Source organism: Aliiroseovarius sp. F20344, assembly GCF_023016155.1.
Taxonomy (GTDB): Bacteria; Pseudomonadota; Alphaproteobacteria; order Rhodobacterales; family Rhodobacteraceae; genus Aliiroseovarius.
In genome coordinates this window covers 492,982-510,957 of sequence record NZ_JALKBG010000008.1, presented here as the reverse complement: position 1 = coordinate 510,957, position 17,976 = coordinate 492,982, and the positions used below count along the sequence as shown (strand labels likewise).

Below are 17,976 nucleotides of genomic sequence, written 5' to 3'. Positions count from 1 at the left end.
TCGGAAGGGGCAACGGCAGATCACACAGAAGTGCCATCTTCCTTCACGGCTTGCATCGCTACATGGGTTGAGCTTTGCGCCACATTGGGCAGAGAGCTGATTTTCTCGCCCAGAACCCGGCGATAATCGCGCATGTCCTGCGTGCGCACTTTCAGCAGATAATCGAAATGGGCCGCCAACATATAGCATTCTTCGACTTCAGGAATAGCCACAACACCTTCGTTGAAGGCGTTCAGTGCAGCCTCACGCGTGTCGGAAAGCTTCACCTCAACAAACGCGACATGGTCGCGCCCCATTCGAATGGGATCTACTTGGGCGCGGTATCCGGTGATTACGCCGGATTTCTCCAATTTTTTCAGGCGGGCTTGAGTGGGCGATTTTGACAGGCCGATCTGGCTGGCCAGTTCGGTGATCGATATCCGCCCGTCCGCAGACAGAATGTCCAGAATCAAGCGATCAAAGCGGTCAAATTCCATTCACTTTTTCCTGTCATTTTAGCTCTTTTAAGTCTCTTTGACTTTCATAGATCATTTCTTCGGTATTTTCGACCCATAAAATTGCGCTATTATGGTGATAACGATAACAGAAGGATTTCAGTATGCCCAAAGACCTGAGACAGCTGATCGACGACCTTGCCTATACGAACGAGGAGACGCACATTGCAGACCTCGTCCGCGACGCCAATCTGTCGAACACAGATCGTGCTCGCATTTCGGCCAGCGGCGCCTTGTTGGTTCAGGCCATCCGCGAATCCTCTGATCCCGGCCTGATGGAAGTTTTTCTGGCGGAGTATGGCCTGTCCACCGACGAAGGCATCGCGCTGATGTGTCTGGCTGAAGCCCTTTTGCGCGTCCCGGATGCCGAGACCATCGACGCGTTAATCGAAGACAAGATCGCACCGTCAGATTGGGGCAAACATTTGGGTCGGTCGTCGTCCTCCCTTGTAAACGCATCCACGTGGGCGCTTCTTCTGACCGGCAAGGTGCTGGAAGATCGTGAGCCGGGCATTGCTGGCGCTTTGCGCGGTGCCGTCAAACGACTTGGCGAACCCGTCATCCGCACGGCGGTTGGCCGCGCCATGAAGGAAATGGGCAGCCAGTTCGTGCTGGGTGAAACCATCGGGGCCGCCATGAAGCGCGGATCAAAGATGGAGGAAAAGGGATTCACCTATTCCTATGACATGCTGGGGGAAGCGGCGCTGACCGACAGCGACGCGCGCCGGTATCAAATGGCGTATGCAAAAGCGATTTCTGAGATTGCAGGGGCTTGCACATCCGATGACATCCGTTCAAACCCCGGCATTTCGGTGAAACTGTCCGCGCTTTTCGCACGGTACGAACGTGGTCAGCACAAGCGCGTCATGGAAACCCTTGTTCCACGCGTGTCCGCGCTGGCGCAGCTGGCTAAGTCCGCAGGAATGGGGTTCAACATCGACGCGGAAGAAGCAGATCGCCTTCAGATTTCCTTGGACGTGATCGAAAAGGTTCTGGAAGACCCCGCATTGGCTGGCTGGGACGGGTTCGGCGTTGTGGTACAAGCCTATGGCCACCGCGCGGGCGCCGTGATCGACTGGCTGCATGAAACGGCGGAACGTCTGGATCGCAAGATCATGGTCCGTCTGGTGAAAGGCGCCTATTGGGACAGCGAGATCAAGCGCGCGCAGGTCGAAGGGCTAGAGGGCTTCCCCGTTTTCACCCGCAAAGTTGCCACCGATGTCAGCTATATCGCCAACGCCAAGAAACTGCTTGGCCTGACCGACCGGATCTATCCGCAATTCGCCACCCATAACGCCCACACTGCTGCAGCCATTCTGGACATCGCGCAGACCTCTGGCATAGACACGCAAGCCTATGAATTCCAGCGCCTGCATGGCATGGGCGAACGCCTTCATCAGATCATCATGGATGCAAACAACACGCGCTGCCGCATCTATGCCCCCGTCGGGGCCCATCGTGACCTGTTGGCCTATCTGGTGCGTAGGCTGTTGGAGAACGGCGCGAACAGTTCTTTCGTGAACCAGATTGTCGACGAAAGCGTGACACCAGAAGAGGTCGCCGCCTGCCCGTTTGACGCGCTTGCCTTGGAGGCACCACATGTTCCCACCGGGCCCGAGCTTTTCGGCGCGCGCAAGAACTCGATGGGATTGGATCTGACCTATGATCCGCATCTGGAACAGATTGAAACCGCGCGTGGTACATTTGCTAAGGCTAGCTTTGAAGCCGCCCCTCTGATCTCTGGCACACCCAAAGGCGGCCCTGTCGTCACGGTCAAGAACCCCTCGACCCACTCTGCGATCGGTCAAATCACATGGGCCAGCGCGGCAGATGTGGAAACGGCCCTGTCCTCTGCCAAGCAATGGGATGCCGGTGCTGGCGAGCGGGCCGAAGTGCTGAACCGCGCCGCGGATTTGTACGAAGAGAACCTTGGCCTCTTCTTTGCACTTCTGTCGCGCGAGGCAGGGAAAATCTGGCTGGATTGCATGGGGGAACTGCGTGAAGCAGTTGATTTCCTACGATATTATGCCAGCCGCGCTCAGGACCATACACGTGATCCGGTTGGTCTGTTTACTTGTATTTCACCCTGGAATTTCCCGCTGGCGATTTTCACCGGACAGATTGCTGGCGCATTGGCCACGGGCAACGGCGTCCTTGCAAAACCCGCCGAACAAACAGGCTTGATCGCCCATGCCGCGGTGAATCTTCTGCATGAAGCCGGCGTTCCGAAAGATGTGCTTCAATTGTTGCCCGGCGATGGCGCGACGGTTGGCGCTGCATTGACCTCTGATCAACGGATCGGAGGCGTTGCCTTCACAGGGTCAACCGAAACCGCGCAAATCATCCGCCGCGCCATGGCGGCGAACATGGCCCCGTCGGCGCCGCTGATCGCAGAAACAGGCGGGTTAAACGCGATGATCGTCGACAGTACCGCCCTGCCCGAACAAGCCGTGCGCGATATCGTGGCCTCAAGCTTCCAGTCAGCGGGACAGCGATGCTCGGCTCTGCGCTGCCTCTATGTGCAGGAAGATGTGGCCGAAGCCGTCACGGAAATGCTGATCGGCGCAATGAACGAGTTGAAGCAGGACGATCCATGGTACCTGCACACCGATCTTGGCCCAGTGATTGATGACGAGGCGTTTCAGGGCATTAAAACCTATGTAGACGCAGCCCGTACTGAGGGGCGCATTGCGCATGAACTAACAGCCCCAGAAGGCGGCTATTTCGTTGCGCCGACCCTTGTGCGCGTATCCGGCATCGAAGACATGAAACGCGAGATCTTCGGCCCGGTCCTGCACCTTGCCACCTTCAAAGCCGACGAGCTGGATCAGGTGATTGATGATATCAATGCCACTGGGTACGGCCTGACCTTCGGTCTGCACACGCGCATTGACGACAGGGTGCAGCATGTCTGCGATCGCATGCATGTGGGCAACGCCTATGTGAACCGCAATCAGATCGGCGCTATCGTGGGCTCTCAGCCCTTTGGCGGGGAAGGCCTGTCTGGCACCGGCCCCAAGGCGGGTGGACCAATGTATATGGATCGGTTCTGCAAAGCGGATGCAGCCCCACAAGCTGCGCCTGCTGACAAGGTTGCAGCCCCACCCGTTCCGGTACTGGAAACCGAGATCGCAGCCATCAACTGCGATGTCACCTTGTCCTCGGAACGTCTGCCGGGACCGACAGGAGAACTGAACCAGCTCTCGGTCCACCCGCGCGCGCCCTTCCTGTGCATGGGTCCTGGGCAAGCCAATGCGGAGGCGCAGAAAAAGGCGATTGAACAGCTTGGCGGCACCGCCGTTCTTGCACCGAATGCCGCTACAAAAAATGCCGGAACCATTCAGGGGATCGGCGGCGTTGTGTTTTGGGGGGACGAAGGCTCCGCAAGGCAGATCGTGACGGCTTTAGCCAATCGACCGGGGGCTATTCTTCCGTTGATCACTGGCGCGCCGACTGCTGAAACGGTGACCCATGAACGCCATCTTTGCGTCGACACGACCGCATCAGGCGGCAATGCGGAGCTGTTGATGCTGGCCCAAACCAAAGCCTGACGGGCCTTTGGCTTGACCCGGTGGCATGCATCGGGTCAAGTCAGCGCATGTTTCCATTACGCGATCACAATCCTTCGGAACGTCGCCCGGTCGTCACGTATGGCCTGTTGGCGGCGAACACTCTGGTTTTTCTGTTTATGCTGCCGCTCTACGGCAGCTCTGCCGCGTCCGAGATCTTTGTCAGTTACGGCATGATCCCAGCGCGCCTGTCGCAGGGCGCAGAGCTGGAAACGCTTATAACATCCATGTTCCTGCATGGCGGCTTCATGCATTTCGCAGGCAATATGCTATTTTTGTGGATCTTCGGCGACAACCTTGAAGACATGTTGGGACATGTCAAATTCCTTCTGTTCTATCTGGCAACCGGCATTGCAGCGGCACTGTTGCAATATGTGACCGACCCCAGCAGTGCGGTTCCGATGATTGGCGCGTCGGGGGCAATTGCCGGCGTTATGGGGGGATACTTACTGCTGTTTCCAAAAGCGCGTGTGGATGTGCTGTTCATCATTGTGATCATCATCAGGGTTATTCCAATCCCTGCTTGGGCCGCACTGCTGGTATGGTTTGGATTGCAACTTTTCAATGGCGTAGCATCCTTCGGGGCAGAAGGAGGCGGGGTGGCCCATTGGGCGCATGCAGGTGGCTTTATCGCTGGCTTTGCAATTGTGCTTCCGCTTTGGCTTCGATTGGGAGCACAAAGATTTTGGGAACGCACAGACGGGCATCCCGATCATCCAGAAGCCAAATACAAGCTCACCCGATCCAGCATTCCCCGGACCGGGCGTCGTAGACGGTAGTCAAGTTGTGCTTAGGGGCCGACGGACATTACGGAAATGGCATCTCCAATGTTCTGAGCAAATCCCGGGATATTCGACGTAACCAGCCAGGCAGAAACGGATCCGACGCCGGCAACAATGGCGGTCAAAACCACCCAATCGACTGTAATTGCGCCTTCCTCTTCAGAAATGAAAAGTGCAAAGCGGCGAGAGATATGTGACATTGTGCTCATGGCCCATTTTATTCGCGACGTTTGCGGCACGAATGTGTCATGGTTGGGGAAATTTAGGCTCAGATCCTATTTGCTTGAGTCACTACGAACCAATCCAGTGAATTTCTCAAATACTGGTTCGTTTCCAGCAACAATACTGCCGCTGTCCAGAATCGACTCGCCTTCAAACGGGGCAACCATGCCACCGGCTTCGCGCACAATCAGCAGGCCCGCTGCAATATCCCAGGCATTGAGGCTGCGTTCCCAATAGCCGTCATAACGGCCAGCGGCGACATAGGCCAAATCCAATGCAGCCGATCCAAAACGGCGCACACCGGCACAGGCAGGCAAGATACGTGCCAAATCCTGCAGCGTTTCAGGAAGGTCTGAGCGACCACCAAACGGCAGACCTGTTGCAAAGATGCATTCGATCAAGCGTGAACGGCCTGATACACGCAGGCGGCTTTGGTTCAACCAAGCGCCTTCGCCCCTTTCGGCATAGAACATCTCGTCCTTGGCGGCATCATAAACCACACCAGCGATAATTTCGCCTTTGTGTTCCAACGCAATCGAGATTGCCCAGTGCGGTAGTCCATGCAAGAAGTTCGTGGTGCCATCCAACGGATCGACAATCCAACGGCGTGTTGGGTCTTTGCCTTCTGCCGCACCACCTTCTTCGGCCAACCAGCCATAGTTCGGGCGGGCTTCCATAAGTTCTTCACGGATGATCTGTTCCGCAGAGATGTCGGCTTTCGATACGAAGTCACCAGCGCCTTTCATCGAAACCTGAAGGTTCTCGACCTCGCGAAAGTCTTTCACAAGGCTGCGGCCAGCTTTGCGGGCTGCCTTGATCATCACGTTCAGATTTGCACTGCCTTGCATTGGAAAGGACTCCTGATGTTTCAAACGGCGCGTATACGCCTGTGCGCCTTGTTTGCCAAGACTGAAAGGACGTCAGTTGCGCTGAAGTTTCACGGGTTCAGACCTACACAGACGGATCATATGCGCCATAAAGGGCACCATGGTATCTTCATCCCGGGTTGCGGCATACATTTGCTTGCGCAGGCCACCTTCGGTCAGGGGCTTGGTGATGAAATCCGCATTGTCTTTCACGTCCCCCAAAACCCAATCTGGCAGCACCGCGACGCCGCGCCCAGCCGCTACCAGCATCAGGATTACTTCGGTCATTTCAACTTGCCTGATCCCACGCGGTTCAATGCGTTCTGGGGTGAGCAATCCGGTAAACACATCAATCTTCGAACGTTCTACCGGATAGGTCAGCAGCAGCTCTTGTTCAAAATCTTCCGCAACGATGAAATCCTCCCTCGCTAATCGATGCGCGGATGAGGCAACAAACCGGGGCTCATACGCGAAGAGTGGAGAAAAGGTGATCCCCGGCACCTCAACCGGATCGGATGAGATCACGAAATCAACTTCCTCGCGGCGCAAAGCTTCGATCGCGTCAAAGGCAAGGCGCTGGCGAATATCCAGATCCACGTCGGGCCATGCATGGCGCAGCTTATCAAGCACCGGAAAGAGCCAATCGAAACAGGCATGACACTCAATGGCGATGTGTAACCTGCCAGAGCGCCCTGATTTCAAAGCCCTGAATTCCTCTTCCAGCCGGTCAATTTCGGGCAACACCTGCTCGGCCAGCCGCAGCAGCTTCATCCCTGCAGGGCTAAGGCGCATGGGCTTGGTGCGTCGGTGGAACAATTCCATACCGACTTGTTCTTCCAGCCCTTTGATCTGGTGGCTCAGCGCCGACTGGGTGATGTGCAAAATATCCGCTGCGCGGGCCAGAGACCCCGATTGGTGAATGGCTCGCATTGTGCGCAAGTGCCGGAATTCAATATACATGCACACACCTCATGTTTAATGTGAGTATTATGAATTTGTCTCACAATCGAAGATGAGGCACAAGAGGGCCAAATCGCCATATGTCCGCCGAGGGTGCCATGACCACGCCAAGTATCTCATTCGAATTCTTTCCCCCGCAATCGCTGGACGCTTCGTTCCGGCTTTGGGAAACCGTTCGTCAGCTAGCGCCGCTGGACCCTAACTTTGTATCCGTCACCTACGGAGCGGGCGGAACCACGCGGGAGCTTACCCATGACGCGGTTGGCACGATCCACAAGCATTACGGTCTAAACGTTGCAGCACACCTGACTTGCGTTGAAGCCACGCGAGATGAAACCCTGGCAATCGCAAAAAGCTATGCCGAGGTCGGCGTGAAAGAGATTGTCGCCCTGCGTGGCGATGCACCGAAAGGCGCAGATCGTTTCATTCCCCGCGAAGACGGGTTTGCGAACTCGGTCGAGCTTATCGAAGCGCTCGCCACCACTGGTGATTTCCACATTCGTGTTGGCGCTTATCCTGATCCGCATCCTGAAGCGTCGGATATGGATGCTGACGTCGAATGGCTGAAACGCAAAGTGGACGCCGGTGCTGGATCGGCCATCACTCAATTCTTTTTCGAGGCCGAGACCTTCTTCCGTTTCCGCGACAAATGCGAACAAGCTGGCATTGATGTACCGATCATTCCGGGCATTCTGCCCATTGAAAACTGGAAGGGCGTGCGCAAGTTTGCTGAACGCTGTGGCACCAACATCCCCAAATGGCTGGATGATGCATTCGTAAAGGCGGAGCGGGATGATCGCACCGATCTTTTAGCCACTGCCCTGTGTACAGAGCTTTGTTCCGATCTGATTGATGAAGGTGTGCACGACCTTCATTTCTATACGCTGAACAAACCCACTCTGACGCGTGATGTGGCCCATGCGCTGGGCGTCACGCCGCAAATCAGCCTGGCAAATGTCGCCTGATATCAGTTTATTGCAGCGGCACCCACTTTGTGACCTAGCGTAAGTCTTGCACCTTGGGGTGCCGCCCTTAGCCTTCCCGAGCATCAGATCGGAAAGGCCTCCTTATGAGCATCATCGCAACCTCATACGAACAGCTGCCAACATTGGACGTCACCACGTCCATGTCTGGGTTGGATTTCATGCAAGGGATCTTGGACGGGACCATCTCTGGGCCGCCGATTGGGGCCACTTTGAACTACCACCTTCATGCGGTCGAGGATGGGAAAGTCAGCTTTCGTGGAACGCCGCTTTTTGAGCATTGCAACCCAATGGGCACGGTACATGGCGGCTGGTACGGGACACTTCTGGACAGCGCCATGGCTTGCGCAGTTATGACCCGCGTGCCGAAAGGCTCGGTCTATACGACCTTGGAATACAAGGTGAATATCCTGCGCCCCATTCCGCGTGGCACGTTGATCGAGGCCAACGGGCACATCCAACACGCTGGCCGTTCAACCGGAATATCGAACGGAGAAATCCGAGGCGTCGAGGACGGGAAGCTTTACGCCACCGGCTCGACCACCTGTATCATTATGAAGGCGACTTAAAGCGCCAAGGACTGCACGGTCACGGTTTCAATTGCCCCATAGCCGTTGAACCGGGTGACCGTTGCAAGGCTGTAGGCTCCCATACCTGCCAGCAGTAGATAGTCTTCTTCAGCCAAGTCTGAGGGCAGCGACAATGGGTCAGGCAATTGGTCGATTGAATCGCAGGTCGGCCCAAACACCGTGCGCTTTTCTTGTTCGCCCTCATGCGGATCACCATCCGCGCGCACTGTTTTCAAGCGATCAGGAACACCAATAGACGGCGCTTCTGACAATGCGCCGTAAATCCCATCATTCAGATAGATCGCACCATCTTCGCGGATGGCTTTGACACAAGTGGCAAGGCTGAACGCTTCGGCCACCATGGCCCGACCCGGTTCGCAAACCAGTTCCGGCGCATCATCTCCGAACTCGATCACGACGGCAGCATGAATGGCATGGAATATTGCCTCGAGGTCTGGTGCAACTCCGCGGTTGGCGGCGAATCCACCTCCAACGTTCAGGCGACGCAACTTGATCCCTGCCTGCTGTGCCACCTTGGCACACTGGGATATGTAAGCCACCCATGCAGACGGTTCGGCACATTGCGTTCCGGGATGGAACGTCATCGATGGGATAAATCCAGCGGCCTTAACTTGTTCAAGCAGTGAAACAGCCAAATCGGGATCAGCACCAAACTTCGCCCCGAAGTTATAGGCAGCCCCTTCAATCGGAAGGGCCAATCGTACAGAGATCTCAACGCCTTCCGGCGGCACTTGCGCGATCAGCTTTTCAAGCTCGCGGGTGCTGTCTACGGAATAGGAACGGACGTTTAGGGACACGGCCTCGGCGATCTCAGCGCGCGATCGGACGGGATTGTTGTAATGCATCTCGACATCACGAGACACGGCGCGCAGTGCCTGCATCTCAGCCGGGCTTGCCACATCAAAGGCCTGCAGCCCTGCTGTGACAAGGTTCTCAAGCACCATCGGCGTATCGTTGGCTTTCACTGCATAGGTCACCAATCCGTCAAACCCGGCGATGAAACGACGTGCAGTGGCCTGCAATACGGCGGGTGCAAAATACATGACGGGCTGCATGGGGCGCTCTGTCTTCAGATGAGACAGCGGTGTCAGCCAGATTGAGGGTTGCCTGCTCATTGCTATTTTCCGTGATCCTGTTGTCGCTAAACTAAGAATCACAACTCGCGCCGTCGATTTCCAGTGGCACTCCGGTCAATATGTCGCTTATATATCGTCAAATTGAACGAGAGATCAGACAAATGGACGACACGGACCGAGAATTACTTGTCCAACTTGAAAGCAATGCGCGCCTTCCAGTCGCCACGCTGGCCCGACGACTGGGGCTTGCGCGGTCTACGGTACAAGCCCGCATCGAGCGTCTGGAAGAAAAGGGGATTATCGCGGGATATGCCCTTCGGCTGGGGGACGCTGCGCGCAGTGATCGTATCCGTGCCACCGTCCTGATCTCGATCGAGCCACGCTCAACCCCCGCAGTATTGGCACGCCTGAAAACTCTGACACAGGTCGAAGCTGCCCATACTGCGTCAGGTCGTTGGGATATGGTGTTGCAACTGGCAGCCCCTTCAACGGCACTTTTGGATGAAGTTCTCGATGCGATAGGGGAAATTGACGGCGTTAAAGGATCGGAAAGTCTGATCCACCTCTCGACGCGGATCGACCGGTTGGGCTAAGACTGTCCCAATATTGATTATTGCATTTCAAGGGGACTGATTGTGAACTCCACCGCCTCGACGACCTTTAAAACCGCCCCGATTGATGGCCAAGTGCCGGGAACTTCAGGATTGCGCAAGAAGGTCGCCGTGTTCTCCGAGCCGGGCTATCTGGAAACCTATACGCAGGCCACCTTCAACGCCATTGAACCGGCTGGAAAGACGCTGGTACTGGGCGGTGACGGGCGCTATTTCAATCGTCCCGCGATGGCCACGATCTTGCGCATGGCTGCGGCCAATCAGGTTGCACGGGTGATCGTTGGGCAGAATGGTATATTGTCCACCCCTGCCGCCAGCCATTTGATCCGAAAACGCAATGCCGATGGCGGCTTGATCCTGTCTGCCAGCCACAATCCCGGCGGCCCAGACGGAGATTTCGGGCTGAAATACAACATCGCAAATGGCGGCCCAGCGCCCGAAGCCGTCACGGACGCAATCGTCGCCTGCGCACAAGATATCGACGCCTACCACATCACCGACGCTGCCGCACCGTCCCTATCAGAATGCGGCGAAGCAACTCTGGGCAACATGGTGGTTGAGGTTGTCGATCCCGTTGCGGACTACGCATCCTTGATGGAAGAGCTGTTTGATTTCAATGCTATCCGCAAAATGATCGCGGACGGATTCACCCTACGATTTGACGCGATGCACGCGGTCACTGGTCCTTATGCCACTGAAATTCTGGAACGCCGCTTGGGCGCCCCAACTGGTAGCGTTGTGAACGGCAATCCCAGTGAGGATTTCGGCGGCGGGCACCCTGACCCGAACCCTGTGTGGGCAAAAGAGCTTTTTGATCATCTTCATGGGCCGGATGCGCCGGATTTCGGCGCGGCATCCGACGGGGATGGAGACCGCAATATGATTGTCGGAAACGGCATCTATGTTGCCCCCTCTGACAGCTTGGCTGTTCTGGCTGCAAACGCCCATCTTGCGCCGGGCTACGCCCAAGGGATTGCAGGGGTTGCACGATCCATGCCGACATCTGCTGCATCAGATCGTGTGGCGGAAAAGCTTGGGGTTGAAGCGTTCCAGACCCCAACCGGGTGGAAGTTCTTTGGCAATTTGCTGGACGCTGGCCGCGCCACATTGTGTGGCGAGGAAAGCGCAGGCACCGGATCAGATCACGTACGTGAAAAAGATGGGCTTTGGGCGGTACTTCTGTGGCTGAACATCTTGGCGGTGCGCGGCGAAGGTGTTGCCCAGATCCTGAAGGAGCATTGGCAGACTTATGGCCGCGACTACTATTCACGGCATGACTATGAAGGACTGGACTCCAAATCGGCTAATCACTTGATGTCAGAACTAAAATCCAGACTGTCCACCCTGCCCGGACAATCGGCCGCTGGATTGACCCTTACCGGTTCCGAAGATTTTGCCTATACCGATCCGATTGATGGCTCCCTTACCACGGGCCAAGGTGTAATCTTGGCATATGAAGGCGGTGCGCGGGCCATGCTAAGGCTGTCGGGCACAGGAACTGAAGGTGCGACTTTACGGGTCTATTTGGAACAATACGTAGATCCGACCGGTGATCTGACGCGTGATGCACAAGAAGCGCTGTCAAAAGTGATTACCGCAACTTCACAGTTTGCCGGCATTCAAGACCTGCTTGGACGCACGGCCCCAGATGTCATCAGCTAAAGTGCTGCAAATCTGCGTCCTTTGATCGCAATTTTGGTTTCAAAGCCTTATTTTCTTGCATTTACAGCTCTGTTTGGGGGATAGGTTAATCAATTGTTAAAACTTCGCTTCGCGCGGTCTTCCTTGCTTGCTATGACCGCAGAAATCTGTTTCTGCCACTCCGCGCGTTTGCGACCGAAGATCCTGATGGGCAGCAGTTGACCTGGGCTGTGCCCTTTGGGTGGGGTGGAGGCTCAAATGGCGCGTCGTTCTTCTTTATCAACTGACCTTAGGCTCAGTTCGCTGTCCCGATATGCCATCGGTGCTGTACTCGCTGCTCCCATTGCTGGATCAGCAATTGCGCAACCTACCTTCGAACAAGTTGATCCCTTCCCCAGCACTGTCGGATCCCCGATCGCCGAAGCACACGGGATATCCGGCAACGGTCAGGTTGTTGTCGGCACAGCCTCTTCCGGAACGGTGACAGAAACGGCGTTCATATTCGTCAATGGCACACTGACCGCATTGGACCCATCGGGCTCGATGCCGCGTAGCGTTGCTTATGATGCAAGCGAAGACGGTTCGGTTGTCATCGGGGATATGGATCTTTCCGGCGGCGGTGGAACACGCGCTTTCGTCTGGACACAAGCCACCGGAATGGTCGCCGCACCGCCGATGTTGGGCGGGAATAGCGAAGCCAATGCCGTCAGCGGAAATGGACGGATTATTGTCGGGCAAATGAGCTCGGGCGCCTTGCCGCAACGAGCCTTTGTTTGGGATCGGATCAGTGGCAGCGTGACAGATATCGGGACTTTGCGGACCGACCTTGCCGGTTTTGCGCGTGCAAACGGAGTGAACGGAGACGGTAGCGTTGTTGTAGGCGGCGCGGCTGCCAGTTCAGCATTTCACGCCTTCCGCTGGACCCAGTCTGGCGGGATGGAAGATTTGGGGACAATCGGTGGAGTAAACGGGTTCAGCGAAGCATTGGCCGTCAGCAAAGACGGAACCACTGTGGTCGGTCGTTCAGCCACCCCACTTCCCGTCGACAACCGGGCCTTCCGCTGGACACGCGCCACAGGCATGCAGCATCTGGTCGCGCCTGATGAAGCTGATCGTCGGGAAACCCGCGCAACCGCTGTTAGTGAGGATGGCAGCTATGTTGCTGGCTTCACCATTGGACAATCACCGAAACAGTTCAAGGCCATCCGCTGGGACGCAAACGGCGACGGTTTGTATATTGGCGACCTGACAACAAACAATGATGGCAACGCACGTGCCACTGGCATCAGTGATGACGGAAGTATCGTCGTTGGCATGTCCACAACAGATACAAGCAGCAACATGCGCGCCTTCATCTGGCGTGAGAACCGTAAAAACCCCACAACACCAACAACGGGCACCATGCTTGACCATGTGAACACCCTTAAGCAGGTGACCACGGGTGCCGCACAGCAGGCGGCAGGTGTCTCAATGCTTGCCGAACAATCGCAGTTCGTACTGGGACAAGAGGTAACAGGGGCAGCGGGCGGTGCATCCGACGGCTTCCTGTCTTCCAGCGGCAAAGGCCGGTCTCCGATTTCGTTGCGCATTGCCGCAGGTGCAAGCCATTCACCAGACGGCAAAGAGCTGATTATCGGCGGCCTGTCAGGCTCGACCCGCATTGCCCAGAGTCTGACCTTCGGCGGATATCTTGGTCTTGGCACAGATCGCGATGAACTGGCTGACTTTGGCATCGACGGCAATTTCACTGCGCTAGGGCTTTACCTGCGTGGCGGTCAGATCGGTGCCGAGGGGCTAAGCTGGAAAGTTGCGGCCTCGCAGGTGGCAGCTGATGTGACAATCACCCGCGCCACGGCGCTGGCCAATACAGAACGCGGGACTGGTGACAGCTCTATGCGTGCTCGCTCGGCTTCAGTCGAGCTTGGCTATGGCTTCACACAGGGCAATATGATGATCACCCCCTATGCGCGTCTGGCACGGACCGTGTCAAAGCGCGATGGATATGTTGAGACCTCGAACGCAGCCTTCCCTGTAAGCTATGACGACTACGAGATTTCTGAAACCACAGCGACCATCGGGGCCAATATTGGCACAACAATCGGAGATAACGGGTTTTTGACCATGTCTGCGGGTGTCGAATGGGATCTGTCGCGCAAAGCGGGTGATGTCACCGGAACAAGCGACATTCCCGGAATGACCGACTTTTCCATCGCCGGTCCAGAACTGGAGCATGAACAGCGCCTCTTTGCCGAGGCACGTTATGTTCACCAATTGGGGAATGGCCGTGCTTATGACGTAGGCCTCGGACTGCGCCAAACCGCCTATGCTGAAAAGCCAAGCGTGATGGCGACAATTGGCTACACGATGAGCTTCTAAACACAGCTTGCCAAACAAGAAACGCCCGGAAACTCTCCGGGCGTTCTTACGATTTGGAGTTAGCTCATCACCTCAGTACAGGTTCCACGCCCCCAACCTGACTTGGCCCCAGAGGCCGAGAAGTCAAAATCGCCATTTTCAAGATTCATATTGTAGTGCAGCGTGTAGCTGTAGTCATCGCTGAACATTAGGAACGTGATCGAGTCGAGGCCGGGATAAACGCTGGCCTCTTTTTGCTCGCCGTCCATGATAATATGGCCAGCCTTGCCGTCGTGGAGCGTGACCAAAGTCACCGCCATTTCGGGCAGCGCTCCTTTCGGAACCTCGCAGTTATAGGTACGTTCCTGTGCCAGTGCCATTGAGGGGGTGAAGGCCAGAAGAAGAAGTGCTTTTTTCATGAGTTTTCGCTTGTTGATCCGGTTTTCTTTTCGGACAGCATAGATTGATCCGTCGCGTGGGCCGCACTGCTAAGGGTTGAATATGGCATCAATTTGTCGAAACTCCTTCCAACCCTTTCCAAAGTCCATCCTTCTTCTTTGATGCACCACGCATCACTTAAAGACGTTTTTGCGCATCCTGAGGCTTGCGAACGATGCCGGGGTTTCCCTTTGGCGCCCACTTGGGTAAACGGTCTTTGATTTATAGGATTTGGGACGACCACCATGGCCATGGACAAGACCTTCGACGCAGCCTCTGCCGAAGCACGCATATATAAGACCTGGGAAGAGGCTGGCGCCTTCAAGGCCGGCGCGAATGCCAAGCCGGGGGCTGACAGCTTCACCATCATGATCCCGCCGCCCAATGTGACGGGTGCGCTGCACCTTGGCCATGCGTTCAATAACACGCTGCAGGACATTCTGATCCGTTGGCACCGCATGCGCGGCTTCGACACGCTGTGGCAGCCCGGTCAGGACCACGCGGGCATCGCCACCCAGCTTCAGGTCGAAAAGATGCTGGCCGAGACGCAGCAGCCCGGTCGCCGTGATCTGGGCCGCGAGAAGTTTCTTGAGAAGGTCTGGGAGTGGAAAGGCGAATACGGCTCGACCATCATTGAACAGCTGAAACGTCTGGGCTCCACCTGCGACTGGTCGCGCAACGCCTTCACCATGGCCGGTGCGCCGGGCGATCCGCGCGTCGGGCACGAAAACTCGGCCAACTTCCACGACGCCGTTCTGAAGGTCTTCGTCGACATGTACGACAAGGGGCTGATCTATCGCGGCAAGCGTCTGGTCAACTGGGACCCGCATTTCGAAACCGCGATTTCCGATCTGGAGGTCGAGAACATCGAGACCCCCGGCCATATGTGGCACTTCAAATACCCGCTGGCCGGTGGCGCGACCTACACTTACGTCGAGAAGGACGAGGATGGGAATATCACGCTTGAAGAAGAGCGCGACTATATCTCGATCGCGACGACCCGCCCGGAAACCATGCTGGGCGATGGCGCGGTTGCCGTGCACCCCGATGACGAACGCTATGCGCCAATCGTGGGCAAGCTTTGCGAAATCCCCGTGGGCCCGAAAGAGCATCGCCGCCTGATCCCCATCATCACCGACGAATATCCGGATATGAATTTCGGCTCGGGCGCGGTGAAAATTACCGGCGCGCATGACTTCAACGACTATCAGGTCGCCAAGCGCGGCGGCATCCCGATGTATTCGCTGATGGATACACGCGGCGCGATGCGGGCCGATGGTCGCGCTTACGCGGAAGAGGCCGAAATTGCCCAGCGCATTGCGAATGGCGAAGAGGATTTCGACGAGGCAAAAATCGCTGCGATGAACCTTGTGCCGGATGAGTATCGCGGTCTGGACCGGTTCGAGGCCCGCAAGCTGGTGGTCGATCAGATCACCGCTGAGGGTCTGGCCGTGATGCATGACGTCACGCGGACCGAGAAGGATGACGAAGGGAACGAGACCCGGATCACCGAGACCGTGCCTTACGTCGAAAACAAACCGATCATGCAGCCCTTCGGCGACCGTTCGAAAGTCGTCATCGAGCCGATGCTGACCGACCAATGGTTCGTGGACGCCGAGAAAATCGCTGGCCCCGCGCTGGACGCCGTGCGAAATGGCGACGTGAAAATCCTGCCCGAAAGCGGCGAGAAGACCTTCTATCACTGGCTGGAAAACATCGAGCCGTGGTGTATTTCCCGCCAGCTCTGGTGGGGCCATCAGGTGCCGGTGTGGTATGGGCCGAAAGTCATCGATAGCACTGAAACACAGTACGATAAGGTTGACGACCAGCTCATTAATCCACGCGAAGTTAAGACCAAATACTTGGATTATTCGCAACCTGTCGCCTTCTGTGCTCCCGATTGGGAAACTGCATGGCAAAAGGCTAACGAAGAATACTATTCACAGTTCGAAAGCGATAGCTTTGGCGGCGGTGGCTTCTCCGAAGTTGATCAAGACGCATTCAGATGTTTCTCCGACGTCGGAGACGAAGGTCACTGGGAAGGACAAGCATACATTTGTTTCTACCGCGACCCCGACGTGCTGGACACATGGTTCTCGTCCGGCCTCTGGCCCTTCGGCACGCTGGGCTGGCCGCAGAACACGGACGAGCTTAACCGCTTCTTCCCCGGTGACGTGCTGATCACTGGTCAGGATATCCTGTTCTTCTGGGTCGCGCGCATGATGATGATGTCTCAGGCTGTCTGTCACAAGAACCCGTTTCACACGGTCTATCTGCACGGGCTTGTCCGTGACGAGAAGGGCAAGAAAATGTCCAAGACCACGGGCAATGTGATCGACCCGCTCGAGATCATTGACGAATACGGCGCGGATGCTTTGCGGTTTACCAACACCGCCATGGCCTCGATCGGGGGCGTGTTGAAAATGTCCAAGGATCGTGTCGCCGGATACCGGAATTTCGGCACCAAACTTTGGAATGCGGCAAGATTTGCCGAAATGAACGACTGTAAACCGGTCGCGGATTTCGACCCGAAAAGCCCGACGCAGACGGTGAACCGCTGGATCATCTCGGAAACCGCGAAAATCCGCGAGGATGTGGACGCAGCCCTGATCGCCTACCGTTTCAACGACGCAGCCCATGGTTTGTATGCCTATGTCTGGGGCAAAGTTTGCGACTGGTATGTCGAATTCTCGAAGCCGCTATTGAACTCGGAAGACGAGGCTGTTTTGGCCGAAACTCGCGCGACTATGGCATGGGTCATCGATCAGTGTCTGATCATGCTGCACCCGATCATGCCATTTGTGACGGAAGAGCTGTGGGGTCAGATCGCCGAGCGTCCAAAGATGCTGATCCACGCTGATTGGCCGACTTACGGCGATGAGCTGTTGGACGAAGCCGCTGCGCGCGAAATGAACTGGGTGATTTCGCTGATCGAAAACATCCGCTCGGCCCGTTCGCAGATGCATGTTCCCGCCGGTCTTAAAATCCCGGTTATCCAGCAAGAACTGGATGCAGCTGGTCGTACCGCGCTGGACAACAACCAAGCGCTGGTGATGCGCATGGCTCGCGTGGACTCGATCACGGAAATGGCGGAGTTGCCCAAGGGCTGCATCACGGTCGCTGTCGCAGGTGGCATCTTCGCCCTGCCCTTGGCCGAGATCATCGACGTGGACGAAGAGATTGCGCGGCTTGAGAAGTCGTTGGGTAAGCTGGCCAAAGAATTGGGCGGTCTGCGCGGGCGGTTGAAGAACCCAAAATTCGCGGAAAACGCGCCACCCGAGGTGTTGGCCGAGACTCAGGCGAACCTTGCCGCCCGCGAAGAGGAAGAGGCGACGCTGAACGCCGCGCTCGATCGACTGAAAGAAATCTAAAGGACAGGCCGGGGCGAC

The 17,976-nt window shown here is 56.4% G+C and carries 14 protein-coding genes; 8 read left to right on the top strand and 6 right to left on the bottom strand.

Annotation, left to right across the window (positions count from 1 at the left end; genetic code table 11):
• Nucleotides 1-20: 20 nt before the first annotated feature.
• Nucleotides 21-476: an Lrp/AsnC family transcriptional regulator gene (locus tag MWU55_RS11445; protein WP_246936306.1), complete on the bottom strand. Its 456-nt coding sequence runs from the start codon at nt 474-476 to the stop codon at nt 21-23.
• Nucleotides 477-598: 122 nt separating this feature from the next.
• On the opposite strand from MWU55_RS11445, the gene putA reads away from it, so the two are divergent.
• Both putA and MWU55_RS11435 read left to right on the top strand, forming a co-directional pair.
• Nucleotides 599-4,045, top strand: a complete 3,447-nt coding sequence (putA, locus tag MWU55_RS11440; RefSeq protein WP_246936305.1) for a bifunctional proline dehydrogenase/L-glutamate gamma-semialdehyde dehydrogenase PutA — start codon at nt 599-601, stop codon at nt 4,043-4,045.
• 47 nt (nt 4,046-4,092) lie between these two features.
• Nucleotides 4,093-4,842, top strand: a complete 750-nt coding sequence (locus MWU55_RS11435) for a rhomboid family intramembrane serine protease (RefSeq protein WP_246936304.1) — start codon at nt 4,093-4,095, stop codon at nt 4,840-4,842.
• An 11-nt stretch (nt 4,843-4,853) separates the two neighbouring features.
• Here MWU55_RS11435 and MWU55_RS11430 read toward each other — a convergent pair whose 3' ends face one another.
• From MWU55_RS11430 to MWU55_RS11420, 3 genes are all read right to left on the bottom strand, one after another.
• Nucleotides 4,854-5,045: a hypothetical protein gene (locus tag MWU55_RS11430; protein ID WP_246936303.1), complete on the bottom strand. Its 192-nt coding sequence runs from the start codon at nt 5,043-5,045 to the stop codon at nt 4,854-4,856.
• 75 nt (nt 5,046-5,120) lie between these two features.
• Nucleotides 5,121-5,915, bottom strand: coding sequence for an inositol monophosphatase family protein (locus tag MWU55_RS11425; protein ID WP_246936302.1), 795 nt, complete (start codon nt 5,913-5,915; stop codon nt 5,121-5,123).
• A gap of 72 nt (nt 5,916-5,987) precedes the next feature.
• Complete coding sequence (locus MWU55_RS11420) at nt 5,988-6,893, bottom strand: LysR family transcriptional regulator (protein ID WP_246936301.1); 906 nt, start codon at nt 6,891-6,893, stop codon at nt 5,988-5,990.
• 98 nt (nt 6,894-6,991) lie between these two features.
• Between MWU55_RS11420 and metF the strand changes: the two genes are divergently transcribed.
• Nucleotides 6,992-7,858 carry a methylenetetrahydrofolate reductase [NAD(P)H] gene (gene metF / locus MWU55_RS11415; protein ID WP_246936300.1) on the top strand — a complete coding sequence of 289 codons (867 nt, stop codon included), beginning with the start codon at nt 6,992-6,994 and terminating at the stop codon, nt 7,856-7,858.
• Nucleotides 7,859-7,962: 104 nt separating this feature from the next.
• Nucleotides 7,963-8,445, top strand: a complete 483-nt coding sequence (locus MWU55_RS11410) for a PaaI family thioesterase (RefSeq protein WP_246936299.1) — start codon at nt 7,963-7,965, stop codon at nt 8,443-8,445.
• Here MWU55_RS11410 and MWU55_RS11405 read toward each other — a convergent pair.
• Nucleotides 8,442-9,581 (bottom strand): type III PLP-dependent enzyme, encoded by a 1,140-nt coding sequence (locus MWU55_RS11405; protein ID WP_246936298.1) that lies wholly within the window; start codon nt 9,579-9,581, stop codon nt 8,442-8,444. The two genes, MWU55_RS11410 and MWU55_RS11405, sit on opposite strands and share 4 nt — an antisense overlap.
• A gap of 122 nt (nt 9,582-9,703) precedes the next feature.
• Between MWU55_RS11405 and MWU55_RS11400 the strand changes: the two genes are divergently transcribed.
• From MWU55_RS11400 to MWU55_RS11390, 3 genes are all read left to right on the top strand, one after another.
• Nucleotides 9,704-10,135: an Lrp/AsnC family transcriptional regulator gene (locus tag MWU55_RS11400; protein WP_246936297.1), complete on the top strand. Its 432-nt coding sequence runs from the start codon at nt 9,704-9,706 to the stop codon at nt 10,133-10,135.
• Nucleotides 10,136-10,177: 42 nt separating this feature from the next.
• Complete coding sequence (locus tag MWU55_RS11395; protein WP_246936296.1) at nt 10,178-11,815, top strand: alpha-D-glucose phosphate-specific phosphoglucomutase; 1,638 nt, start codon at nt 10,178-10,180, stop codon at nt 11,813-11,815.
• Nucleotides 11,816-12,052: 237 nt separating this feature from the next.
• Nucleotides 12,053-14,170 (top strand): hypothetical protein, encoded by a 2,118-nt coding sequence (locus MWU55_RS11390; RefSeq protein ID WP_246936295.1) that lies wholly within the window; start codon nt 12,053-12,055, stop codon nt 14,168-14,170.
• Between the two features lie 59 nt (nt 14,171-14,229).
• Here the strand turns inward: MWU55_RS11390 and MWU55_RS11385 are convergent, their stop codons facing one another.
• Nucleotides 14,230-14,568, bottom strand: a complete 339-nt coding sequence (locus tag MWU55_RS11385) for a hypothetical protein (RefSeq protein ID WP_246936294.1) — start codon at nt 14,566-14,568, stop codon at nt 14,230-14,232.
• A gap of 264 nt (nt 14,569-14,832) precedes the next feature.
• Between MWU55_RS11385 and MWU55_RS11380 the strand changes: the two genes are divergently transcribed.
• Nucleotides 14,833-17,958, top strand: coding sequence for a valine--tRNA ligase (locus MWU55_RS11380; protein WP_246936293.1), 3,126 nt, complete (start codon nt 14,833-14,835; stop codon nt 17,956-17,958).
• The last annotated feature ends 18 nt before the right edge of the window (nt 17,959-17,976 follow it).